Origin of the sequence: Xanthomonas sp. WHRI 8932A, from assembly GCF_035012785.1 — a bacterium.
GTDB lineage: Bacteria > Pseudomonadota > Gammaproteobacteria > Xanthomonadales > Xanthomonadaceae > Xanthomonas.
In genome coordinates, this window is record NZ_JAYGQQ010000007.1 from 89,598 (window position 1) to 108,911 (window position 19,314).

Below are 19,314 nucleotides of genomic sequence, written 5' to 3' on the forward strand. Positions count from 1 at the left end.
ACCAAACGACTGTGCAGTTGCCTGGCGGGTGGGCGGGCGGGCGCGGCCGGTGCTCGCTGCCGCGTCGCTTACAGTGTGGTTCTGAGCGCGCCTTCCATACCCATCCAGCAACGCGCGCTACGTCTTGATGGGCGCTTTAACGCGCATCGCAGCGCATTCGTATCGATACGCTGCACAAGTCGCATTCGCGGGCGATGCAGGACAAAAACGACAGGCAAAAAAAAGACCAGCAAGCTGGTCGTTTTCTTCAAGATTGGTGCGCCCGGAGAGATTCGAACTCCCGACCGCCTGGTTCGTAGCCAGGTACTCTATCCAACTGAGCTACGGGCGCATATCTTGTTTGACTTGCCATCCGATGCAGTGCAGTCGGACGTTTTAACTAAAAAAACAGCGGTTCAGTGCTGTCTTTTTTTGTTCCTGAAGATGGTGCGCCCGGAGAGATTCGAACTCCCGACCGCCTGGTTCGTAGCCAGGTACTCTATCCAACTGAGCTACGGGCGCCTCGTCAGGAGCGGAATTATGCGGATGCCCGACGTACTCGTCAATCCCTTTGTGAAATTCGATTGTCGCCGACCGCATCGGCACGCGTGCGTTGCAGCGCAGCCGCGACGGCGGCGGGCGCCTTCATCCATGCAAAGTGATCGCTGCGCACGCCCAGTTGCGCATCGTCCAACTGCTGCACCTCGGCATGCGCCTGCGGCATCTTCTGCAGCAGTGCATGCAACGCCGCAGCCGGGCCGAAGTGATCGTGGTCGAAGGTCAGCGCCTTGATCGGTACCGTCAACGCGCCCAAGGCGCGCTCCAGATCCCAGCCGCTGCCTGCAGCACGATAGCGATTGCTGCGGCCGACCTGTGCCCAGTCGGCGATCAGGCTGCGTGCCTCGGTGCCGCCGAAGCCGAGCGATCGCCCGTGCAGCACGCCTTGCACGCGTGCAAGCCAGGGCAGGGCGCGATACGCCAGCGGCAGCCCGTAGCGCATCGGGCGCGGAAAGTTGCGCCAGTATGGCGAGCCGCTGGCAACCAGCCACAGCTGCGTCAGCGGTGAGTCGCGTTGCGAAGGAACTCGCGACGCCTGCAACGCGGCATGACAGCAGGCCAGCTGCCCGCCCAGGCTGTGCCCGCCAACGATGCGTGGGTGCTGCGGGTCGTGCCGATCCATCAGCGCCTGGCTGGCCGGGAGGTCGTCGGCAAGCAAGGCGCGATAGCCCCAATCGTGTTGGCGCGATGGGCGCAGCGTGCTGCTGCCATTGCCGCGCCATTCGTGCAGGTAGACCGCGATCCCGGTAGCGGCCAATGCATCGGCAAACGCTTGGTAATGCGGCGCTGCCACGCCCAATGCCGGCAGCCACAGCAAGCTGGCGATCGGTTGCGCTGGTGCGCTGCGAATCACCTGCCAGCGATGTCCATCGGCTGCGCTGGCGGGCAGCGTGTCGCTGTGCACGCCCTCGCTGTGCACGCTCATACCGCTGGAGCGGCGCCGAAGTGGTCGAGCACCAGTACCTCGCTGTGCCCTGGGCGCTGCCCCAGGCGAATGGCGCGCGCCACGTAATCAATCGCTGCTTCGCAGGCATTGAGCAGCGACAGGCCCTGGCACAGTTGCGCGGTAATCGCTGCCGACAGACTGCAGCCGGTGCCGTGCGCATCGACGTCGACACGCGGATGCATGAACACATCCTGGGTGACGCCGTCATCGAAGCGATCGATCACGCGCGCGCCCTCATGCAGATGGCCGCCCTTGAGCAACACAGCGTTCGCGCCCAGCTCCAGCAGCGCGGCAGTCGCATGTTCGGCGGCGTCGGCCGTGTCGATGCGGCGGCCGGTCAGCAGCTCGGCTTCGGGCGTATTGGGCGTGATCAAGGTTGCCAGCGGCAACAGGCGCGTGCGCAGCGCATCCAGTGCCGCGTCCTCGAGCAGGCGCGCGCCGCTGGTGGCGACCATGACCGGGTCCAGCACGATGAAGGGTGGGCGATGGGTTTCGAGCAGATCCGCCACGCAGTGGATGACGTCGGCATTGGCCAACATGCCGAGTTTGACGGCCTGGATCTGGAAATCGGCGAAGCAGGCATCCACTTGCGCGCGCAAAAATTCAATCGGCGGGATGTGCACGGCGGTGACGGCGCGCGTGTGCTGCGCGGTCAACGCGGCAATCGCCGACAAGCCATGCACGCGGTGCGCGGCGAAGGTTTTGAGATCGGCCTGGATGCCGGCACCACCGCCGGAATCGGAGCCGGCGATGGTCAATGCGGACAGCGTGCTGGGCGTGGTCATGCGCCGATTCTGCACTGCCGGCTGGCGGCTGTGCAGGGATGGTGCAGCGATGCTGACGTGTGGGCGGTGTTACGGCGTGCCGTTGACCGCGATCTGCGAGAACGCGCCGGTCTGCGGGTCGTACAGCGCACCCCAGAAGGCGCTACCGCCGTCGCAAACCTTGATCGCTTCCCTGGCCGGTTTCACTGGCGGGTCGTTGGGCAGCTTGAAGGCGTTGATGTAGATCAGTTGCTGGCCCTCGATCACCACGCCCACATATTGCCGGTCGAACTCGCGCGGCTCGGCGATGCTTGGCGTCAACGCATCCTGCCGGGATTCGAGCTGCTCGATCTGTTGATGGCTCGGTTCCCAGTAGCCGGTGATCTGGCCTGGGTGACGCGCCGGACTGTCGCGCGAGCAGGTGTCCAGCACCTGCTCGGCGACGCTCTGACGGGTGATGATCCACGACTGCCCGCTTTTGAGGTTGGTCGGTACGGTAGAGGGCGCTTGCGTGGTCGCACAGCCGGCCAGCGCGAGCACTGCAAGGGCTGTAGCGCTGCGAAGCGTTCGCATCACAGCACCTCCGAGGCGAAGTCGGCCAGACGCGAACGTTCGCCACGGCGCAGCGTGATATGCGCGCTGTGTGGCCAGGCCTTGAAGCGATCCACCGCGTAGGTCAGGCCGGACGTGGTCTCGGTGAGGTAGGGCGTATCGATCTGCTCGACGTTGCCCAGACAGACGATCTTGGTGCCGGGGCCGGCGCGGGTGATCAGCGTCTTCATCTGCTTCGGCGTGAGGTTCTGCGCTTCGTCCAGAATCAGATACCGCGACAGGAAGGTGCGGCCGCGCATGAAGTTCATCGAGCGAATCTTGATGCGGCTGGCAAGCAAGTCGTTGGTGGCTGCGCGGCCCCACGAGCCGCCGTCCTGGTTGTGGGTGAGCACTTCCAGGTTGTCGGTGAGCGCGCCCATCCATGGCGTCATCTTTTCTTCTTCGGTGCCGGGCAGAAAGCCGATGTCTTCGCCCACGCTGACGGTGGCGCGGGTCATGATGATTTCGCGGTAGCGCTGCTGATCCATCGTCTGCGCCAGGCCCGCGGCAAGCGCGAGTAGGGTCTTGCCGGTGCCGGCGGTGCCGAGCAGCGTGACGAAATCGATCTCCGGGTCCATCAGCGCGTTGAGCGCAAAGTTCTGCTCGCGGTTGCGCGCGGCGATGCCCCAGACCGCGTGCTGGGTGTGGCGGAAATCATCCACCAGGCACAGCGTGGCCTTGCCGCCGCCGACCTTGGCCACACGCAGTTCGACGTCGTCTTCGCCCGGCAGATACAGGTACTGGTTGGGGTACCAATCTTCGTCGTCGGCCAGCACGATCTCGTAATGGGTGCGGCCGCGCTCGTTCCAGCTGCGCAGGTCCTCGTTGTGCTTTTGCCAGAAGTCTTCCGGCAACTCGATGGCGCCGGTGAACAGCAGGCTGAAATCGTCCAGCGCGCGGTCGTTCTGGTAGTCCTCTGCCACCAGGCCGCTGATGTAGGCCTTGATGCGTAGGTTGATGTCCTTGGACACCAGAATGACCGGCACATCCGGGTTTTCTTCGCGCAGCGCCAGCACCGAGGCCAGGATCTTGTTGTCCGGCAGCATCGCGCCGAAGGTGCGGCCTGGGTCGATCGGGTGAATCTGGAAATACAGCCGGCCAATCGCGGCCTGGCCCTTGAGCTGGATGCCCTGCGGATGACTCAGCAGGATGCCGGCCTGAATCTGCTCGGCGTTGGTGTTTTCCAGCAGCTCGTCCAGGAAGCGGCTGACCTGGCGCGCGTTGCGGCTGACTTCGGAAGTGCCCTTCTTGGCGTTGTCGAGTTCTTCGATCACCTGCATCGGCAGGAACACATCGTGTTCTTCGAACTTGAACAACGAGGTGGGATCGTGCATCAGCACGTTGGTGTCCAGCACGTAGATGCGCTTGCCTCGGGTCATTGGGTCTTCCAAGTGATGGAGCAGGGGCGAGCCATCACGCCTGCGTGTGCAGGGTGATGGAGGACAGGGGAAACGAGGGGCGTCACTGTTTGGCGTGCGCCTTCACGGCAGCCAGCACAGCCTCGGCATGGCCGGCAACCTTGACCTTGCGCCAGGCCTGCACAATGCGCCCCTCGGGCGACAGCAGGAAGGTGCTGCGCTCGATGCCGAGCACCTGCTTGCCGTACATGTTCTTTTCTTTGATCACGTCGAAAGCGCGGCACAAGGCTTCGTCGCCATCGCTGATCAACGGGAAGGTGAAGCCTTGCTTGGCGCAGAAGTTGTCGTGCGACTTCACCGAGTCGCGCGAGACACCCAGGATGGCAGCGCCGGCTTTTTTGAAGTCCGGCAGCAAGGCATTGAAGTCCAGGCCTTCGGTGGTGCAGCCGGGCGTGCTGTCCTTCGGGTAGAAGTACAGCACCACCCACGTGCCGGCATAGCCGCGCAGGGTGGTCTGGGTGCCGCCGGACAGCGCCAGCGGCAGGTCGAGAGTGGTAGCGGGCAGTTCCAGTACAGCGTCGGTCATCGTTGCTCAGCCTGAAGGGGAGAGGCGGTCGGCGGCCGATCAGGCCGGCCCGACGTCCATCCCATCATAAGCAGCTACATGGAAACGTTTGGCGAGTGCATCGAACTCTGCATTGCGCTGATTCAGCGATTCAATGGTGTGGTGTTCGCGCTTGTCCACATGCAGGAAATACGACTCCTCATCGTCGCCGTCGTCTTCGTCGCGTTCGCCGAGAAAGATGTCGATGACGCGATAGCCGTCCTGGGTCAGCTGCTCGGAAAGTTGTTGCAGCGGCTGCTGCGCCGGGTCGGCGAAAAAGTATTCCCAGCGCAACGGGCCGTCGAGATTCCAGTCGGTCTCGGAGCGGATGTGATCGAACATCTGTTTCAGCGCGGATTTGGCGATGGCCATCGGTGCGTCTGCCTTAGAACTTCATCGGGTCCATGATCGCGTCGAGATTGAGGTGATCACAGAATTCCAGGAAATCATCGCGCAACGCGGCGATGTGCATGTTGGCCGGTACCCCGATGGTCACCTGCGCCGAGAACATCTCCGCACCGGTCTGCATGGCGCGGTAGCGGGTGCTCTGCAGGTTTTCGATGGTGATGCCCTGGCGGTCGAAGAAATCGGCCAGTTGGAACAGGATGCCCGGCTTGTCGGCGGCGATCACTTCGACGATATACGGCAACAGGTTGGACTGGGTCTGCTTGGGGCCGGTGCGGTACCAGACCAGCTTGAGGCCTTCCTCGCGTTCCAGCCGGGTCAGCATCGCTTCGAGCTTGGCGACCGAATCCCAGGAGCCGGTGGCCAGTGCGGTGACCGAGACATCGCGCCCCACCGTGGCCAGGCGAGCGTCCACAAGATTGCAGCCGCTGTCGGCGATGCGGCGGGTGACAGACAACAGGGGGGACTCCGGATGCGTCGTGTAGGCGTTGATCAGGAGGTGATTTTCGGTCGGCGAGGGCCGGGGTGTAGAGTCAGTCAAAGGGGCTTCCGGCATTGCATCAGGCTGAATGGCCGCCCGGACAGGCGCCCTGGCGGTGACCAGCATACTTGCCCGTGGTTTCGCGCCGCAAGTAACATGCAGGCGGTCGCAACCCGCGTGCGCGCGGGCCTCCCCTTGTCACGTAAGAGCAGCAGAATCTTGTCCCTTTCCGGCATCATCACCGCGCTGGCGACCCCCTTCGGGCCGGACGGCGCACTCGACCTGGATGCCTGGCGGCGGCTGCTGGAGCAGCAGCTGCACGGTGGCGTCCAGGGAATCGTGGTTGCCGGCTCCACCGGCGAAGCCGCCGCGCTGAGCGACGACGAATACGACACATTGCTGCGCGCCGCGGTGGCCCAGGTCGCCGGCCGGGTGCCGGTGCTGGCCGGTACCGGGCTGTCCGGCACCGCAAAAACCATTGCGCAGACGCGCCGTGCCGCCGCGCTGGGCGCGCAATACGCGCTGGTGGTGACGCCGCCGTACGTGCGCCCGACCCAGGCAGGGTTGAAAGCGCATTTTGTCGCCGTGGCCGACAGCGGCGGGTTGCCGGTGGTGTTGTACAACGTGCCCGGCCGTACCGGCTGCGATCTGCTGCCGGAGACGGTGGCCGAGCTGGTCGATCACCCCAACATCGTCGGCATCAAGGAAGCGCGTAGCGAGCCCGAGCGCGTCGCCGCGCTGGTGGCGTTGCGCAGCGACTCCTTCGTGGTGCTCAGTGGCGATGACGGCAGTGCCGCGCAATCGATGCTGTCCGGCGCCCAGGGGCTGATCTCGGTGGCGTCCAACGCATTGCCGTCGGCGTACCGTCGCTTGTGCGATCTGGCCCGCGATGGCCAGCGCGATGCCGCCCTCGCATGGGATGCGCGCCTGAGCGAATACCATAGCTTCTGCGGGATCGAATCCAATCCCATCCCGGTCAAGGCGCTGCTGCAGCGCGCCGGGATCGGGCACGGCCTGCGCTTGCCGCTGCTGCCACTTTCTGCGGCGCACCAGCCTGCCGCCGACCGCCTTGCCGCCGACGCCGTTGCGTTGGAAGCACTTTCCAGCCGCGAAATGCTCGCGGCCTGACCCAGGAGATCTATCGATGCGTCATTCCGTTTCCCCCGTCCGCGTGCTGTCGCTCGCGTTGCTGGCGACCGCCACCGTCGCCGCCACGAGTGGTTGCAGCTGGTTTCACAAGGGCGCGCGCGGTGACTATGCGTTGGCCCCGGAAGCCCGTCCGCTGGAAGTGCCGCCGGATCTGAACCTGCCCGACACCTCCGGTGCGATGAAGGTGCCGACCCTGGCATCGACCACCCAGCAGACCAACACGCCGCCTTCTGCGAGCGCCAACAGCGGTTTCACCGTGCCGGGCGAGCGCGATGAAGTGTTTGCCAAGGTCGGCACGGCGCTGGCCGAGATTCCCGGCCTGACCGTCGCCAGCAAGGCGCAGATGCTGGGCTCCTACGACGTGAGCTACGAGGGTTCCAGCTTCCTGGTGCGCGTGGTCAAGGTCGAGGCGGGCAGCTATGTGTCGGCAGTGGATCCGCGCGGCATGCCAGCCACGGCTGCTGCACCGGTGGCGGTGATCAGCGCGCTGAAGGGCAAGCTCGGCGGCTGAGTGGTTTGGCCATTACCGGACAGCAAAACGGGCGCTCAGGGCGCCCGTTTTGCGTTGTTGCGGTGTGGTTAGCGGGCAGCGATGCTGTCGCGCGCCGGGAGAGTGGCTTAGCGCTGCAGCAGCGGTAGCTTGTTCGGCTTGCCGTCCCAGTCTGCCGCATCGGGCAGGGGCTCCTGGCGCACCGTCAACACTGGCCAGGCCTTGGCCAGTTCGGCGTTGAGCGCGACGAAGCCTTCCTGGCCCGCGGGCACGTCATCTTCCGGATAGATTGCGTTAGCCGGGCACTCGGGCTCGCACAGGGTGCAGTCGATGCACTCGTCCGGGTCGATGACCAGGAAATTCGGGCCGACGTGGAAGCAATCCACCGGGCAGACCTCGACGCAGTCGGTGTATTTGCACTTGATGCAGTTTTCGGTGACAACAAAAGGCATGGCGGAATCCGGCGTTTAGCCTGGTAATTCTAAAGCAGTCGGGTGGTGGGTGTGAGGTGGGACGGAGATTGTTTGCCGCGCAGATGATGGATTGGTCGTGGTCTGCGGGTGCCTTGATGCCTGGATCTCGCTGGGTGGGTTGGCTGTCTTCCGCCGTACCCTCACTCCAACCTCCGCTCCGCGTCCCGGCCCGCGCTTGCGGCGCGGGCGCTCCAAGGCCCGCGCGCCGCTGGCGCGCAAGCCGTGCCTTCTCGCCCCACGGGGAGAGAGGGGCTTTGCATCCTGTCTCCCCTCAGGGAACTCAGGTCAGGCCGTGTTGCCGGGCCAGCGCGAACAGGCCGGTGGCGGCCAGGTCTTCCGGGTGTTGTTGTGTGGCGACGCCCAGGTGCGTCAACGCCAGGGCGTAACGCTGCGCCAGGGCGGGGCTGCCGACCAGATGCACAGTGGCGTGGCTGCCGCGATGCTCGCGTAGCTCGTGGCCGATCAGCAGGCCCGAGAGATACGAGGGCAGGGCCTGTGCGCTGAGGCGGTCGAACAGGCCCAGCGTGCGGGTGCCGAACAAGTGGTGACTGAGGCCGCCAGGTTCGGCGCTGCGATCCACGCCTGACAGGAATGCGGCCTCATCGAGATCGGCATGGTCGTCGGGCATCAGCTTGCCGAGGATGCTGTGCTGGCGCAGCACCGCGTACAGCTCGCCGGTCATCACGGTGGCGAAGTCGGTCAGCTTGCCGTTGGCGATCGTCGCCCATTTGCTGTGCGTGCCGGGCAGGCAGGCGATGTGGTCGCCGTCGCCAAGTGTGGCGATCAGGCCGACCAGTTGGGTTTCTTCGCCGCGCATGACATCCGGCACGCCATGCTGCGCGCCGGTGCTGACGCCGGGGACGAACCACAGCGTGCGGCCGGGCAGCAGATCGTCGTAGCGGCGCATGGCAGCGGCCAATGCGGCGGTGTCGGCCGGGCAGGGCAGGTAGGCCTGTTCGACCCAACCGTTGCGGCTGCCGATCATGCCCGACAGCACGACCGGGCCGTCCCAGCCGTCGATCAATGTGCTCAGGACCTCGCCGAAGCGGCCCTGGCAGGCGAGGATGCCGTCGCTGCCACGGCGTTGATCGAGCACGGCGCCGGTGGCGTCGAGCAGGTAGGCGCGCAGGCTGCTGGTACCCCAATCGACCGCGATCATGCGCTGGCCACCCGGCTTTCGGGCAGGCCGGCGATGGCGACGTCGCAGACGAACAGGCCGCCGGCTTCTGGCATGCGTGCGAGTTCTTCGGCGCTATGGTCCAGGCGCGAGGAGATCACGTGCAGGCGATCCAGCGCCGCGCCACCGAAGGCGCTGCAGGTGGGGTGTTTGACCGGCAGGTGCACGATGCGCTCGACACTGCCGTCGGGGCGATAGCGCACCACGCGCGAGGCGCGCCATTGCGCATTCCACAGATGGCCTTCGCTGTCGATGATCGAGCCGTCCGGCTCGGCGTCGTCGCGGTCCAGGGTGGTGAACACGCGCGCGTTGCTGGTTTGCGCGGTCTCCGGGTCGTAGTCGCAGCACAGAATCTGCGGGCGCACCGAGTCGCAGTAATACAGTGTGCGGCCGTCGAGGCTGAAGCAGATCGAGTTGGGGATCGACACGCCCGGCAGTGGCAATGCGCGTAAGCCATGTGCCAGCGAGAACTGATACATCGCGCCGCGCGCGGTCTTGTTGTCGTGTTCGTCCATGGTGCCGAACACCAGATTGCCGTGCCGATCGGCGCGGCCATCGTTGCTGCGCGTCAGCGGGTTGTCTGCCTCGATATCGGCCAGTTTTTCGAAGGGCAACACGTCGTCTTCGGTGCTGTCCGGGTCGGCGATGCCGATGGCCTTGGCCAGTGCGATCAGCAGGCGGCCATCGTCCATCAGGCCGAGGCAGCCGGGGCGATCGGGCAGCGTCCAGTAGCGCGTCTGCGCGCTGGCCGGATGATGCCGCCACAGGCGTTTTTCGCTGATGTCGACCCAGTACAACGCCTCGCGCCGTTCGCACCACAGCACGCCTTCGCCGTGCGTGCAGCGGCTGTCGACCGCCAGTACGGCGGTGTGCTCGGGCATGCTCACCATTCGGCGATGCTGCCGTCGGCGTGGCGCCACACCGGGTTGCGCCAGTCAGGCGGATTTTCGTTTGCGCGCTTGAGCATCTCTTCGTCGATTTCCACACCGAGCCCGGGCTTGGGCAGTGCGGCGATACTGCCATCCACGCACTGAAAATCTTCTTTATTGATGACGTAATCGAGCAGGTCGGCGCCTTCGTTGTAATGGATGCCGATGCTCTGTTCCTGCAGTACCGCGTTGTGCGAGACGAAGTCGACGTGCAGACAGGCAGCCAGCGCAATCGGGCCGAGCGGGCAGTGCGGGGCAAAGCCGACGTCGTAGGCTTCGGCCATCGCGGCGATCTTGACGCACTCGGTAATGCCGCCGGCATGCGACAGGTCCGGCTGCACCATGCCGATGCCACCGGCGCACAGCACGTTCTTGAATTCGAAGCGCGAAAACATGCGCTCGCCGGCCGCCAGCGGAATCGAGGTGCTGGCGGCCAGGCGCGGGTAGTACTCGGCCTGTTCGGCCAGCACCGGTTCTTCGACGAACAGCGGCTTGAACGGTTCGAGCTCGCGCAGCAACGCCTTGGCCATCGGTGCGCCGACGCGGCCGTGGAAGTCGATGCCGAAGTCGATGGTGTTGCCGAAGGCTTCGCGGATTTCGGCGACCTTCACCACGGCGGCATCGACGGCGCGCGCGCTGTCGATCAGCTTCATTTCTTCGGTGCCGTTGAACTTGAAGGTGTCAAAGCCCAGCGCGCGGTAGTCGGTGATCTGCTGAATGATGGCGCCGGGGCGGTCGCCGCCGACCCAGCGGTAGGTCTTCATGCGATCGCGCACCAGCCCGCCCAGCAGCTCGTACACCGGCACGCCCAGCGCCTTGCCCTTGATGTCCCACAGCGCCTGGTCGATACCGGCGATGGCGCTCATCAGGATGGCGCCGCCGCGGTAGAACCCGGCGCGGTACATGGTCTGCCACAAGTCGTTGATGCGCGCCGGGTCCTTGCCGACGACATAGCCGGCCAGTTCGTGCACGGCCGCTTCCACGCTACGCGCGCGGCCTTCGATGACCGGCTCGCCCCAGCCGGTGATGCCCTCGTCGGTCTCGACCTTGAGGAACAACCAGCGCGGTGCGGCGTGGTAGGTGGTGAGGCGGGTGATCTTCATCCTTGCAGTTCCTGGTAGGCCTGCACGAAGTTGCGTGCATGCGTCTGGGTCGTTTCGAGTGATTGCGCGGGTTTGTACAGTTCGCCACCGATGCCGGCGCCGGCGGCGCCCTGGGCGATGAAGCCGGCCAGGGTCTGCGGGCTGACGCCGCCGACCACGTAGACCGGGATGTGGGTGGGCAGCACCGAGCGCAGCGCGCGCACATGCGCAGCGCCATAGGTCGCGGCCGGGAACAGCTTCAGGATCGTTGCGCCGGCGTCGATGGCGTCGAACGCCTCGCTGGCGGTGGCGAAGCCGGCCACCACGGTCAGCCCGCGCGACACCGCATGGCGGATCAGGCTGGGGCGCGTGTTGGGGGTGACGATGAAGCGCGCGCCGATGTCGGCCAGGGTGTCGACGTCTTCATTACGCAGCACGGTGCCGGCACCGATCCAGGCGCGCTCGCCATAGGTTTGCTGGGCGAGGGCGATGCTCTGTTCCCAACGCGGCGAATTGAGCGGGATCTCGATCGCATCGAAGCCGGCGTCGATCAGTGCGCCGACATGGTCCAGCGTTTCTTCCGGCGTGATGCCACGCAGGATGGCGATCAGTGGCAAGGCGAACAGGCTGGCGGTGGTGTCTGAGGTCATGGTGTTACTCGCGATAGAGCGGAAAGCGGCCGTTGGCGGCCAGATGGCCGGCAACGTCGTGGGAGCTTGCGCGACTGCGCGCGGCAAGCAGGTGCTGCCGATGCGCAATCCGGAGAAGAAAACGAAGCGCGGGTGGGCGGGCGCCCGGGTGGTCGATGCGCGCGTGATGCGCGACATGTCTACCGCTACGGCCTGCAAGTGGCCGGCAAGATGCCGTCATCGTCGTCCACCTCCGCGGTCATGGCGTGCGTGCTGCCACCTGATCAAAGGCGGTCACGTCTGTTCTGGCCGCGCCCGGGAGGTAGGGGCTCCTGCTGCGGCGAGCGCTAGCCTCGCCTGGGGAGATATGTGCTGCAAATGAAATTTTCGGCATATTCTATTCCTCCGACGAATACACAGCCGCAACCGCACCCCATGGCAAATTCCGGTACTCCCTGGTTCAACGCAGCCCGCCTCAAGACGCGTCAACTGCTGCTATTGCTGCATCTGCACGAACAGCGCTCGGTATTGCGTGCGGCCGAGGCCGCCAGCATGACCCAGCCGGCCGCGTCCAAGCTGCTGGCCGAGATGGAAGACATGCTGGGGGTCAAATTGTTCGAGCGGCATGCCCGCGGCGTGGAGCCCACCTGGTACGGCCATGTGTTGATCCGGCGTGCCCGTGCGGCGATGTCGGAGATTGGCCGCGCGCAGGAAGAAATCGCTGCGTTGCGCGCCGGCCGCATGGGCCAGGCCTCGATCGGGACGGTGGTCAATCCAGGAACCAATCTGGTGCCGCAGGCCATTGCCGAGGTCAAGCGCGAGTTTCCGGACATCCTGGTGCGGGTGGAGATGGACTACAGCCGCCCGCTCGTTGCCAAGTTGCTGGATGGTCAGCTGGACATCGTGATCGGCCGCATCCTCGGCCCGGAAGGCGTGGGCGAACTGGAATTCGAGCCGCTGGCCGATGAGCCGCATTCGGTGATCGCCCGTGCCGGCCATCCGCTGGCCAGCCGCGTCGGCCTGCAGCATGCGGACCTGGTGCGGTATGGCTGGATCCTGCCGCCGGCCGACAGCGTGCTGCGCGCGCGGCTGGACTCGATGTTCATGGAGCACGGCGTGCAGACGCCGACCAACGCCATCGAAACCTCGTCGTTGCCGGTGACTTCCACGCTGTTGCGCGGCACCGACATGTTGACCGCATTGCCGGTGGAATCGGTGGCGCCGCTGATCCAGGCCAAGTTGCTGACGGTGCTGCCGATCGAGCTGGGGGTGCGGATGGAGTCGTTCGGCATCATCCGTCGGCGCGATTACATCCTGCCGCCGGGTGCCGAGCGCATCCTGCAAGCGCTGCGGACTACGGCGCGCCGCTTGTACCCCGGTCTGCGCGGGCCGGAATCCCTTACCTAGCGGGCTCTTCCATTTCTATTCCGTGAAGTAATACCAGTCCGTGAATTTTTCATTGGCTGGCGCTAGACCGTGCGCCTATATCTGTGCGCCAGATCGCACGCTGAAGCGCACGTGAAGTCGGGCAGGTGATCGGCGGCCAAGCCGCCAAGTTGAGCAACGGTGGAGATCGGCATCAGTGCCTGTTTCCACCCGATCACGCGGGGCGTCTTGCGCCGCGACAACCAGTCTTCAGTCGTCTTGCGTCCTGGGAGGGATTCAGATGTTCAAGTTTTCAAGCCATGCCTCGGCAGGTATGGGCGTGCGCGCCTGTCGTCTGCAACATCTGCGTCACTCGGCCATGGCCGTCAGCATCGGCGTGTTGCTTGCCGCACCGGTGTATGCGCAACAGGCGCAATCGTCGCCGGGCGCTGCCTCGAACAAGGCCGGCGCCAGCGCGGTGGACCTGGATACGGTGGAGGTGCGCGGTGTGCGCGCCAGCCTGATCAAGTCGCAGGTGATCAAGCGCGACTCCACCCAGATCGTGGATTCGGTCAGTGCCGAAGACATCGGTGCGCTGCCCGACCGCAGCGTCACCGAAACCCTGCAGCGCGTCAGTGGCGTGACCATCGACCACTTTGCCGCGCGCAGCGACCCGGACCACTTTTCGGCCGAAGGCAGTGGCGTGATGATCCGCGGCCTGACCCAGGTGCGCGGCGAACTCAATGGCCGCGACATCTTCAGCGCCGCCAGCGGCCGTGGCTTGAGCTTTGAAGACGTGCCGGCCGAGTTGATGGCCGGCGTGGACGTGTACAAAAACCCCTCGGCAGAAATCATCGAAGGCGGTCTGGGCGGCACGGTCAACCTGCGCACGCGCATGCCCTTCGACAACCCGGGGCGCATCGTCGGCGGCAATATCGACGTCAATTACGGCGACATGAGCAAGAAGTACAAGCCGTCGGCGTCGTTCTTGTTCAGCGATCGCTGGGACACCGGTGTCGGCGAAATGGGCTTCATGATCGATATCGCCCATTCGGAACTGGCGACACGCTCGGACGGCATCCAGGTGGAGCCGTATGTGCGGCGCACCGACGACGCGGTACTGGCCGGCAGCGGGCGCAGCGAGGTGTACGTGCCCGGTGGCGTCAACTGGCGTCAGCTGGATTTCGAACGCAAGCGCGACGGGATTGCCGCAGCGTTCCAGTGGAAGCCCAGCGACCAGACCGAGATCTACGCGCAATACCTGCGCTCGCGTTACGACATGAACTGGCAGGAGCGCGCGGCGTTCTTCAACGACAGCAACAACAGCATCAGCCCGGCACCCGGCACCACCTTCGAGTACGACCAGGACGGCGTCTTCCAGCGCGGCTCGCCGGTGTCCAACTCCTGGCGCGGCGTGCTGACCGGCGACGGCGTGCGCTTCAATACCGACAACCGCTATTCCGAGCAGCGCACCACCACCTCGGACCTGTCGGTGGGCTTCAGCCACTATTTCAACGACAACCTGCAGATCAAGGGCGATGTGCAGCTGGTGCAGTCGGAGAACGACCAGCTGGACTTCACCGTGTTCAGCGCGACCTATCTGCCTGGCTTGACCTATGACGTGTCGGGCAAGTATCCGACCGTGCAGATCGCCAACCAGGGCTTCACCCAGGACCCGTCCAATTATTTCTGGGCGGCGGCGATGGATCACCTGGGCAAGAACCGCGGACGGCAGCTCTCTACCCGCGTGGACCTGGAATACACCTTCCAGGACAGCAGCTGGCTGCGCTTCATGCGCTTTGGCATGCGCGCCACCGACCGTAACCAGACCAACAAGAACTCCGGGTACAACTGGGGCGTGTTGTCGGACAACTGGGCGGCGATCCCCGGCAGCGCGACGGGCCTGGCGGACATGTCGCAATACCTGCCCGACGAGTCGTCGCGGTTCACCTTCTCCAATTTCTTCCGTGGCGGCGTGAATGTGCCCACCACACTGGTGGTGCCCAACGGTGGCCTGGTCAAGAACTACCGGCGCGCATCGGACCTGCTGCAACAGCAGATCGTGGCATTGCGTGGCTACGGCTGGGCGCCGGATACCTATCAGCCGCAGGACACCAATCGCCAGTTCGAGCGCACCCAGGCCGCGTACGCGGCGCTGTACTTCGGCAACGACGAGGCATGGGGTGTTCCGGTGGACGGCAATATCGGCGTGCGCATCGTGCAGACCAAGACCCAGGCCGAAGGCTTCGGTCAGTTTCAGGACCTGTCCGGGTTGAACGTGTCGCCGGAGCTGCAGGCCCGTTACACCGGCCAGTACTTCGACAACAACGCGCAGGGCAGCTACACCAATGTGCTGCCGAGCTTGAACATGCGCTTCCGCTTCACCGATACCTTGCAGTGGCGTATCGCTGCGTCCAAGGCGATGGCGCGCCCGGATTACACCCAGTTGCAGCCATACGTATTGCTCAACGTGGAAACCGACGACGCCGGCAATGCGACCAATTTCGTCGGCACTGCGGGCAATCCGACCCTCAAGCCGATGACCGCCAACCAGTTCGACACCGCGCTGGAGTGGTACTTCGACAGCAGCGACATGCTGTACACCACGCTGTTCTACAAGAAGGTCAAGGATTACTTCTCCACCCAGACCCGCAGCGAGACCTACGACAACCGCGAGTGGCTGGTGACCCGGCCGTACAACACCGACGAAGGCACCATCCGTGGCGCCGAAGTGGGCTACACGCAGTTCTTCGACGAACTGCCGGGCTGGATGAGCGGGTTCGGCATCAACGCCAACTTCACCTTCGTCGACAGCAAGGGCGGCGCCAATACCGCCATCGACCCGTACACCCGCACCACGGTGACCGGTGTCGAGCTGCCGCTGGAAGGCTTGTCGCGGCGCAGCTACAACCTGGCCGGCATCTACGAGAAGGGCCCGCTGTCGCTGCGCCTGGCCTACAACTGGCGCTCGCGTTATCTGTTGACCACCAGCGATGCGGCCACGCGCCTGCCGACCTGGGCCGACGACTACGGCCAGCTCGACGGCTCGTTCTTCTACCGCTTCAACGACCATCTGCAGCTGGGCGTGCAGGCCAACAACCTGACCAATACCGTGACCAAGGTGCTGATGGGCCCGACCTCGTATGCGGACGGCGAAGTGGACCCGCGCCTGTACACGCGCTCGTCCTTCGTCAACGACCGGCGCTACTCGCTGGTGCTGCGCATGAACTGGTAAGCGACGTCGATCACGGATCCACTGTGCGCGGACTCGCAGAGTCGAGTCCGCTTCTGCCGGGCCACTTACCCTGCCTGCCGATGCCAGAGCAATCGGGTTTAACGGGCTTGCTATAGCTTTAACGAATACCTTTCCAGGAATATTTCATTGGTGTGGCATGACGGCCGCGCCCTATGCTCCCGCCGCAGCCGCAGGTCTGCCCGCCAGGGCGACCACGCATCCGCGCCTCCGGTCTTGTCCGGGTGGCAGATGCGGGCCAGCAACAACGACGGGCAGGGCGTTCGCGCACCGGCCCGCTAAAACGAGTAGTACATGCGTCCTGGGAGGGAGCACCATGTCAGTGCAATATCGCCACATTCCGGCAGGCCGGACTGTGGGTCAGCGTTCGATCCGTGATTTCCGCCGCTCCGTGATGGCCATCAGTGTGGCCACGCTGCTGAGCGCGCAGGCCTACGCGCAGGATGCGACCACCACTGCCGCGCCCGCATCGGACGCCACCACCCAGCAGCTGGACACCGTGCAGGTCACCGGCACGCGCAGCAGCGTCACCAAGGCGCAGCTGGTCAAGCAGAACGCCGAGCAGATCGTCGATTCGATCGTCGCCGAAGACATCGGCAAGCTGCCCGACAACAACGTCGCCGAGGCGCTGCAGCGCATCTCCGGCATCCAGATTTCGCGCAACTACGGCGAAGGCAGCTCGATCGCCATCCGTGGTCTGACCCAGGTGCGTACCGAACTCAATGGCCGTGACATCTTCACCGCCAACGACGGCCGCGGCCTGAGCTTTGAAGACGTGTCGGCCGAGCTGCTTGGCGGCGTCAACGTGTACAAGAACCCGTCTGCCGACATGATCGAAGGTGGCCTGGGCGGCACCGTCGACCTGCGCACGCGTCTGCCGTTCGATTACGACGGCCGCAAGATCGCCGGTAGTGTGCAGTACAACCATTACGACCTGGCCGACGACGGCAAGCCGGCGTTCTCTGGCCTGTTCAGCGATCGCTGGCAGACCGGGATCGGCGAGATCGGCATCCTGGTGAACTACTCGCAGCAGAAGAGCCCGTTCCGCCAGGACACCATTTCGATCGAGCCCTGGTACACCCAGACCGATCTGCCGGGCTATGAAGGCCAGCAGATCTCGGTGCCGCACGGCGCCGGTATCAACACCACCGTCGGCGAGCGCGAGCGCAAGACCGGCGCGTTTGCGATGCAGTGGCGTCCTAACGATGCGGTCGAGGTCTATACGCAGGTGCTGCGTTCGGACTACGACTTCAGCTGGCACGACTATTCGTTCTTCGCGTTGACCGGTGCCAACCCGATGCAGGGCACGCCGGGCATCCAGATCAACGACCGCAACGAGTTCGTCAACGGCACCTTCCAGAACGTGCCGGCCGACTCCAACACCAGCCTGACCGAGCGGCATTCGGTGACCACCGATTACTCGCTGGGCGCCAAGTGGACGGTCAACGAAAAGCTGACCCTGAGCACCGACTTCCAGTATGTCGATGCCACCACCACCGGCACGCGTTACATCGTGGCGACCGGCTTGAACAACACGCCGTTCTTCAATATCGATTTCCGCGGCGACCTGCCCAAGTTGTCGGTGACCGATGCAAGCGGTGCCGAAGGTTTCCTGGCCAACCAGGACAACTACAACGGCTGGCGCTGGCACCTGGATAACAAGGACGACAACAAGGGCACCGAATTCGCCTGGCGTTCGGATATGGATCTGGCGTTCGACAGCGATTTCGTGCGCAGCTTCAAGGCCGGCGTGCGTTACACCGACCGCGATGCCGAGACCAAGGGCAACGTGTTCCGTTTCATGTGCATCAACGGATGCGCCGGCACACCGTTCTCGCAGTTCCCCACCGTGGGCGTCGTGACCAACCCGATCACCGACTTCTTCCGTGGCAAGAGCAGCACCTTCGGCCCGACCTTGACCGCATCCGATGTGGCTGTGGGTAACTACGAGCAGACGCTTGCGACCTTTGGCGGCACCCCGCTGGAATTTGCGCCCAACAACATCAACACGCAGAACGAGAAGACCTACGCCGCCTACGGCGTGCTGCGCTTCGGCGTGGATGGCGACATCCCGTTCGACGGCAACATCGGTGTGCGCGTGGTGCGGACCGAAGTCGGCTCGCAGGGCGTGCGGACCGGCACCGACGCTGAAGGCGGCGGTCTGATTCCGGTCGATGCACAGCAGACCTACACCGACGTGCTGCCGAGCTTGAACCTGCGTTGGATGCTGAGCGATCAGCTGCAGTGGCGTTTTGCGGCCTCGCGCGGCATTTCGCGCCCGACCTTCGATCGCCTCAATCCGAACCTGAGCCTGAGCACCGGTACCTCCAACGGTGCGTCGACCTTCACCGGTGCCGCAGGTAATCCGAGTCTGGAAGCGGTCAAGGCCGACCAGTTCGACACCGCGCTGGAGTGGTACTTCGGCCAGGGCTCGATGATGTACGGCACCTTGTTCTACAAGAAGGTGGAAGGCTTCATCGCCAACGCCGTCTTCAACGAGGTGTACGACGGCCAGGTGTGGCAGATCACCCGTCCGGTCAATGGCGACTCGGGCAAGATCCGCGGCGCGGAACTGGGCTACACGCAGTTCTTCGACTTCCTGCCGGGCTGGTTGAGCGGCTTCGGCGTGCAGACCAACTACACCTACGTCGACAGCGAGGCGCCGAGCCCGACTGCCACCGACACCAACGGCCAGTCGTTGACGGTGCCGCTGGAAGGCCTGTCCAAGAACAGCTACAACGCGATCCTCAGCTACGAAACCTCGCGCTTCCAGGGCCGTGTGGCCTACAACTGGCGCAGCGACTGGCTGGTGACCACCGCAGGCAACGGCACCGGCAATCTGCCGGTCTACAACAAGGGCTTCGGCCAGCTGGATGCCTCGCTGCGTTTCAACATCAATGCTGTGTGGTCGATTTCGCTGGACGGCGTGAATCTGCTCGATACCCGTCGCGAAAGCTACCTGGGTAACGAGTCGCGCTACCGCGACTTTGTGATCAACGATCGTCGGTATGGCCTGACATTGCGGGCCAGCCTGTAGAACGCGCCGTAGGAAGTGCGTCTCCGGTCCGGCGAGCTGTGCAG

Annotated in this window: 17 protein-coding genes and 2 tRNA genes; 5 read left to right on the forward strand and 14 right to left on the reverse strand. The window is 64.7% G+C overall.

Features of this window, described 5'->3' with window-relative positions:
* Window positions 1–254: 254 nt before the first annotated feature.
* The 9 genes from VC212_RS12755 to VC212_RS12795 all read right to left on the reverse strand — a co-directional run bounded on the left by VC212_RS12755 (window position 255) and on the right by VC212_RS12795 (window position 5,812).
* Window positions 255–331 (reverse strand) — tRNA-Arg (locus tag VC212_RS12755).
* A gap of 93 nt (window positions 332–424) precedes the next feature.
* Window positions 425–501, reverse strand: a tRNA-Arg gene (locus tag VC212_RS12760).
* Between the two features lie 40 nt (window positions 502–541).
* Complete coding sequence (locus VC212_RS12765; protein WP_323525992.1) at window positions 542–1,462, reverse strand: alpha/beta fold hydrolase; 921 nt, start codon at window positions 1,460–1,462, stop codon at window positions 542–544.
* Complete coding sequence (gene thiD, locus VC212_RS12770) at window positions 1,459–2,268, reverse strand: bifunctional hydroxymethylpyrimidine kinase/phosphomethylpyrimidine kinase (protein ID WP_323525993.1); 810 nt, start codon at window positions 2,266–2,268, stop codon at window positions 1,459–1,461. The genes VC212_RS12765 and thiD overlap by 4 nt, the downstream gene beginning before the upstream one ends.
* Window positions 2,269–2,337: 69 nt before the next feature.
* Entirely contained in the window at window positions 2,338–2,820 is a 483-nt protein-coding gene (locus VC212_RS12775) for a hypothetical protein (protein ID WP_055844240.1), read from the reverse strand.
* On the reverse strand, window positions 2,820–4,217 hold the full coding sequence (locus VC212_RS12780; protein WP_055844239.1) for a PhoH family protein: 1,398 nt from the start codon (window positions 4,215–4,217) through the stop codon (window positions 2,820–2,822). The genes VC212_RS12775 and VC212_RS12780 overlap by 1 nt, the downstream gene beginning before the upstream one ends.
* Before the next feature lie 82 nt (window positions 4,218–4,299).
* The gene (locus VC212_RS12785) at window positions 4,300–4,782 is read right to left on the reverse strand and encodes a peroxiredoxin (protein ID WP_115553585.1); all 483 of its coding nucleotides are present in this window, start codon (window positions 4,780–4,782) and stop codon (window positions 4,300–4,302) included.
* A gap of 39 nt (window positions 4,783–4,821) precedes the next feature.
* Window positions 4,822–5,172, reverse strand: coding sequence for a ribonuclease E inhibitor RraB (locus VC212_RS12790; RefSeq protein ID WP_055844224.1), 351 nt, complete (start codon window positions 5,170–5,172; stop codon window positions 4,822–4,824).
* Window positions 5,173–5,185: 13 nt separating this feature from the next.
* Window positions 5,186–5,812, reverse strand: coding sequence for a glycine cleavage system protein R (locus VC212_RS12795; RefSeq protein WP_323525994.1), 627 nt, complete (start codon window positions 5,810–5,812; stop codon window positions 5,186–5,188).
* Window positions 5,813–5,905: 93 nt separating this feature from the next.
* Here VC212_RS12795 and dapA point away from each other — a divergent pair, with 93 nt between their 5' ends.
* Window positions 5,906–6,814: a 4-hydroxy-tetrahydrodipicolinate synthase gene (gene dapA, locus VC212_RS12800; protein ID WP_115553586.1), complete on the forward strand. Its 909-nt coding sequence runs from the start codon at window positions 5,906–5,908 to the stop codon at window positions 6,812–6,814.
* A 16-nt stretch (window positions 6,815–6,830) separates the two neighbouring features.
* Entirely contained in the window at window positions 6,831–7,346 is a 516-nt protein-coding gene (locus VC212_RS12805; RefSeq protein WP_055844218.1) for a hypothetical protein, read from the forward strand.
* A 107-nt stretch (window positions 7,347–7,453) separates the two neighbouring features.
* Here VC212_RS12805 and fdxA read toward each other — a convergent pair whose 3' ends face one another.
* From fdxA to VC212_RS12830, 5 genes are all read right to left on the reverse strand, one after another.
* Window positions 7,454–7,777, reverse strand: coding sequence for a ferredoxin FdxA (fdxA, locus tag VC212_RS12810; protein ID WP_005994928.1), 324 nt, complete (start codon window positions 7,775–7,777; stop codon window positions 7,454–7,456).
* Between the two features lie 301 nt (window positions 7,778–8,078).
* On the reverse strand, window positions 8,079–8,957 hold the full coding sequence (locus tag VC212_RS12815) for a 2-dehydro-3-deoxygalactonokinase (RefSeq protein ID WP_323525995.1): 879 nt from the start codon (window positions 8,955–8,957) through the stop codon (window positions 8,079–8,081).
* Entirely contained in the window at window positions 8,954–9,865 is a 912-nt protein-coding gene (locus tag VC212_RS12820; RefSeq protein ID WP_323525996.1) for an SMP-30/gluconolactonase/LRE family protein, read from the reverse strand. Before VC212_RS12820 ends, VC212_RS12815 begins: the two co-directional genes overlap by 4 nt.
* Window positions 9,859–11,007: a galactonate dehydratase gene (gene dgoD / locus VC212_RS12825; RefSeq protein WP_323525997.1), complete on the reverse strand. Its 1,149-nt coding sequence runs from the start codon at window positions 11,005–11,007 to the stop codon at window positions 9,859–9,861. Before dgoD ends, VC212_RS12820 begins: the two co-directional genes overlap by 7 nt.
* Window positions 11,004–11,636 (reverse strand): 2-dehydro-3-deoxy-6-phosphogalactonate aldolase, encoded by a 633-nt coding sequence (locus VC212_RS12830; protein ID WP_115527621.1) that lies wholly within the window; start codon window positions 11,634–11,636, stop codon window positions 11,004–11,006. The genes dgoD and VC212_RS12830 overlap by 4 nt, the downstream gene beginning before the upstream one ends.
* Before the next feature lie 414 nt (window positions 11,637–12,050).
* Here VC212_RS12830 and VC212_RS12835 point away from each other — a divergent pair, with 414 nt between their 5' ends.
* The 3 genes from VC212_RS12835 (at window position 12,051) to VC212_RS12845 (ending at window position 19,270) form a co-directional block, all read left to right on the forward strand.
* A complete protein-coding gene (locus VC212_RS12835) occupies window positions 12,051–13,022 on the forward strand; it encodes a LysR family transcriptional regulator (protein ID WP_055844203.1) in 972 nt (323 codons plus the stop codon).
* 259 nt (window positions 13,023–13,281) lie between these two features.
* Window positions 13,282–16,215, forward strand: coding sequence for a TonB-dependent receptor (locus VC212_RS12840; protein ID WP_323525998.1), 2,934 nt, complete (start codon window positions 13,282–13,284; stop codon window positions 16,213–16,215).
* 334 nt (window positions 16,216–16,549) lie between these two features.
* Window positions 16,550–19,270 (forward strand): TonB-dependent receptor, encoded by a 2,721-nt coding sequence (locus tag VC212_RS12845; RefSeq protein WP_115527624.1) that lies wholly within the window; start codon window positions 16,550–16,552, stop codon window positions 19,268–19,270.
* Window positions 19,271–19,314: the final 44 nt, after the last annotated feature.

What these genes read in the sequence shown, in the direction of transcription:
- VC212_RS12765 (WP_323525992.1), bottom strand. Translation starts at nt 1,462, where the DNA reads ATGAGCGTGCACAGCGAGGGCGTGCACAGCGACACGCTGCCCGCCAGC.
- thiD (WP_323525993.1), bottom strand. Translation starts at nt 2,268, where the DNA reads ATGACCACGCCCAGCACGCTGTCCGCATTGACCATCGCCGGCTCCGAT.
- VC212_RS12775 (WP_055844240.1), bottom strand. Translation starts at nt 2,820, where the DNA reads ATGCGAACGCTTCGCAGCGCTACAGCCCTTGCAGTGCTCGCGCTGGCC.
- VC212_RS12780 (WP_055844239.1), bottom strand. Translation starts at nt 4,217, where the DNA reads ATGACCCGAGGCAAGCGCATCTACGTGCTGGACACCAACGTGCTGATG.
- VC212_RS12785 (WP_115553585.1), bottom strand. Translation starts at nt 4,782, where the DNA reads ATGACCGACGCTGTACTGGAACTGCCCGCTACCACTCTCGACCTGCCG.
- VC212_RS12790 (WP_055844224.1), bottom strand. Translation starts at nt 5,172, where the DNA reads ATGGCCATCGCCAAATCCGCGCTGAAACAGATGTTCGATCACATCCGC.
- VC212_RS12795 (WP_323525994.1), bottom strand. Translation starts at nt 5,812, where the DNA reads ATGCTGGTCACCGCCAGGGCGCCTGTCCGGGCGGCCATTCAGCCTGAT.
- VC212_RS12805 (WP_055844218.1), top strand. Translation starts at nt 6,831, where the DNA reads ATGCGTCATTCCGTTTCCCCCGTCCGCGTGCTGTCGCTCGCGTTGCTG.
- fdxA (WP_005994928.1), bottom strand. Translation starts at nt 7,777, where the DNA reads ATGCCTTTTGTTGTCACCGAAAACTGCATCAAGTGCAAATACACCGAC.
- VC212_RS12815 (WP_323525995.1), bottom strand. Translation starts at nt 8,957, where the DNA reads ATGATCGCGGTCGATTGGGGTACCAGCAGCCTGCGCGCCTACCTGCTC.
- VC212_RS12820 (WP_323525996.1), bottom strand. Translation starts at nt 9,865, where the DNA reads ATGGTGAGCATGCCCGAGCACACCGCCGTACTGGCGGTCGACAGCCGC.
- dgoD (WP_323525997.1), bottom strand. Translation starts at nt 11,007, where the DNA reads ATGAAGATCACCCGCCTCACCACCTACCACGCCGCACCGCGCTGGTTG.
- VC212_RS12830 (WP_115527621.1), bottom strand. Translation starts at nt 11,636, where the DNA reads ATGACCTCAGACACCACCGCCAGCCTGTTCGCCTTGCCACTGATCGCC.
- VC212_RS12835 (WP_055844203.1), top strand. Translation starts at nt 12,051, where the DNA reads ATGGCAAATTCCGGTACTCCCTGGTTCAACGCAGCCCGCCTCAAGACG.
- VC212_RS12840 (WP_323525998.1), top strand. Translation starts at nt 13,282, where the DNA reads ATGTTCAAGTTTTCAAGCCATGCCTCGGCAGGTATGGGCGTGCGCGCC.
- VC212_RS12845 (WP_115527624.1), top strand. Translation starts at nt 16,550, where the DNA reads ATGTCAGTGCAATATCGCCACATTCCGGCAGGCCGGACTGTGGGTCAG.